Below are 2,566 nucleotides of genomic sequence, written 5' to 3'. Positions count from 1 at the left end.
CCCCGATCAAGTCCCCCCGGACACTTGGAAGGTACCGCCCTCGGTCTCTTGGGCGGTACCTTCCAAGTGTCCGGGGGGACTTGATCGGGGGGTCGGTCGGGTGAGCGGTGGACGCACGCGTGTGCTGAGGCTCGAGGAGCTCGGCGAGGGGGAGCGGGAACGGTGGCGTGAGCTGCGCGCCGCGACAAAGGCACCGCGCAGTCCCTTCATGGAACCGGAGTTCGCCGTCGCCGTGGCCGGGGTGCGGCCCCGGTCCCGGGTCGCGGTGCTGTACGAGGGGGCGTCCGCCGAGCCGGCCGGATTCCTGCCGTACGAGCGGGGGATGTGGGGGCAGGGCCGGGCGATCGGGTTCGGCGTCTCGGACTGCCAGGGCGCCGTCCTGCGTCCGGGTCCGGTGCCGGACACCGGTGAACTGCTGCGCGCCTGCTCGGTGTCGAGCTTCGCCTTCGACAACCTGGAGGCGGGTCAGGCCCTGTTCGTCCCGTACGCGGCCGAGGAGCACGCCACCTTCGTCATCGACGTGGAGAAGGGCTACGGGAGCTACGAGTCCGTCCTGCGCGCCCGGTCGCCGAAGTTCCTGAAGACCACCCTGGCCAAGGAGCGCCGGCTCGGCCGCCGGGCCGGACCGGTGCGGTTCGTGTTCGACGAACGCGACCCGGCCGTGCTCCGCGCGCTCATCGGGTGGAAGTCGGCGCAGTACCGCAGGACCGGGCGCCGCGACCGGTTCGCGCAGGATTGGATCACCCGGCTCGTGGGCCGCCTGGCCGGGACCCGGGCCCCGGAGTGCACGGGCACGCTGTCCGTCCTGTACGCCGGGGAGCGTCCCGTCGCGGCCCACTTCGGTCTGCGGTCGGCCTCGGTCCTGGCCTGCTGGTTCCCGGCGTACGACACGGAGTTCGCGAAGTTCTCGCCGGGGCTCGTCCTGCACCTGCGGATGGCCGAGGCGGCGGCCGGCGCGGGCATCGGCCTGCTCGACATGGGACGCGGCCCGGCCGCGTACAAGGACGCGCTGAAGACGGGCGAGCACGCCGTCCACGAGGGGGAGGCGACGCGTCCGGGTCCGGGCGCCGTGCTCCAGCTGCTGCGCCGCGGGCCCGTGCGCCGCGCGCACGGCTTCGTCGCCGCCCGGCCGCGTCTCGCCTCACTGGCGTCGCGGACCTTGCAGGGGGCGGCCCGGCTGCGCCGGCCGTGAGGGGGTCCCGGTCGCGGGGCCGCCCGGGGCGGCGGCGGCCGGCGGTGTCCACCGTTCGACCGTTCCTGGGGAGGGGAGGGTTCATGTCCCGCACAGCACGTACGCAGGAGGAGATACGGCGGTTCCTGGCCGTCGGCGCGGTTCAGGTCGCCGAACTGGACCTGAGCGGCGAGGACGCCGTCCTGAGGCCCGGCCCGGGCAGCCCGCCGGTGACACACGGCGAGGTGTTCCTGCTGGTCAGGAGGGACGGCCTGCCGGTGGGCACCCTGCTGGGCAGGGTGCCGGAGGGGGCCGACCCGACGACGGTCCTGGAGGCGCTCGCACGGCAGGTGCGGGTCCCGGCACCCGGGCGGGGTCCCGGCGCGGCGGGGACGGCCGCGGAGGCCCCCGTGCCGGCGTCACCGCCCTTCGCCTCGGTCGTCGTGGCCAGCCGGGAGCGGACCGGACAGCTCGCCCGCGCCCTCGACTCGCTCCTCGCGCAGGACCATCCGCGCTTCGAGGTCGTCGTCGTCGACAACGCGCCCGTGACGGACGAAACACGCGACCTGGTGCACCGGAAGTACGGGGAGCGCGTGCGGTACGTGCGCGAGCCGGTCCCCGGACTCGCGACCGCGCACAACACCGGGCTCGCCCACGCCCTGGGCGAGGTGATCGCGTTCACCGACGACGACGTCGTCGCCGACGTCCGCTGGCTCACCGGGCTGACCGCGCCCTTCGCGGCCGACCCGGGGCTCGGCTGCGCCACCGGACTGATCCTGCCCGCCCGGCTGCGCACCCCGGCCCAGGTCCTGCTGGAGAGCCACGGCGGCTTCGCGAAGGGGTTCGTGCCGACGACGTACGACCCGCGGGAACCGCCCCGGGACGAACCGCTGTTCCCCTTCACCGCGGGCCGGTTCGGCTCCGGGGCGAACATGGCGTTCCGCGCGGAGGTGCTGCGCGCGGTCGGCGGTTTCGACCCGGCCACCGGTGCCGGGACGCCCGCCCGGGGCGGCGACGACCTGTACGGGTTCGTCCGGGTCCTCGCCCGGGGGCACCGGCTCCACTACACGCCCCGGGCACTGGTGTGGCACCACCACCGGGAGACCTGGGCCGATCTGGAGACCCAGGCGTTCGGCTACGGCGCCGGCCTCACCGCCTACCTCACGGCGATCCTGGTTGCCCGGCCCGCACTGCTGCCCGCGTTCCTCGCCCGGCTGCCCCGCGGCCTGTCCCACGCCCGCGGCCTCACCGCCGTGCGGAGGACCGGGGACGCCGAGAGCCCGGAGGGCACCGGGACCGGCTCGGCCGCTCCGGGCGGCCACGACGCCCGCACCACCCACCCCTGGCCGCGCCGCCTCTCACGGCTGCAGCGCCGGGGGATGCTGTACGGCCCCG

2 protein-coding genes are annotated in these 2,566 nt (G+C 75.5%); both read left to right on the top strand.

Annotated features, from left to right (window positions below):
- Window positions 1-121: 121 nt before the first annotated feature.
- Window positions 122-1,192, top strand: a complete 1,071-nt coding sequence (locus tag AOK18_RS23725) for a GNAT family N-acetyltransferase (protein ID WP_240503289.1) — start codon at window positions 122-124, stop codon at window positions 1,190-1,192.
- 83 nt (window positions 1,193-1,275) lie between these two features.
- Window positions 1,276-2,566, top strand: a 1,291-nt coding sequence (locus AOK18_RS23720) for a glycosyltransferase family 2 protein (protein ID WP_055695657.1), incomplete at its 3' end; no start/stop codon positions are given.

It is taken from the genome of Streptomyces prasinopilosus, assembly GCF_001419695.1.
Lineage (GTDB): Bacteria > Actinomycetota > Actinomycetes > Streptomycetales > Streptomycetaceae > Streptomyces > Streptomyces prasinopilosus.
Note: the sequence above shows the minus strand (reverse complement) of the source record. Positions and strands in the feature narration are given on the sequence as shown.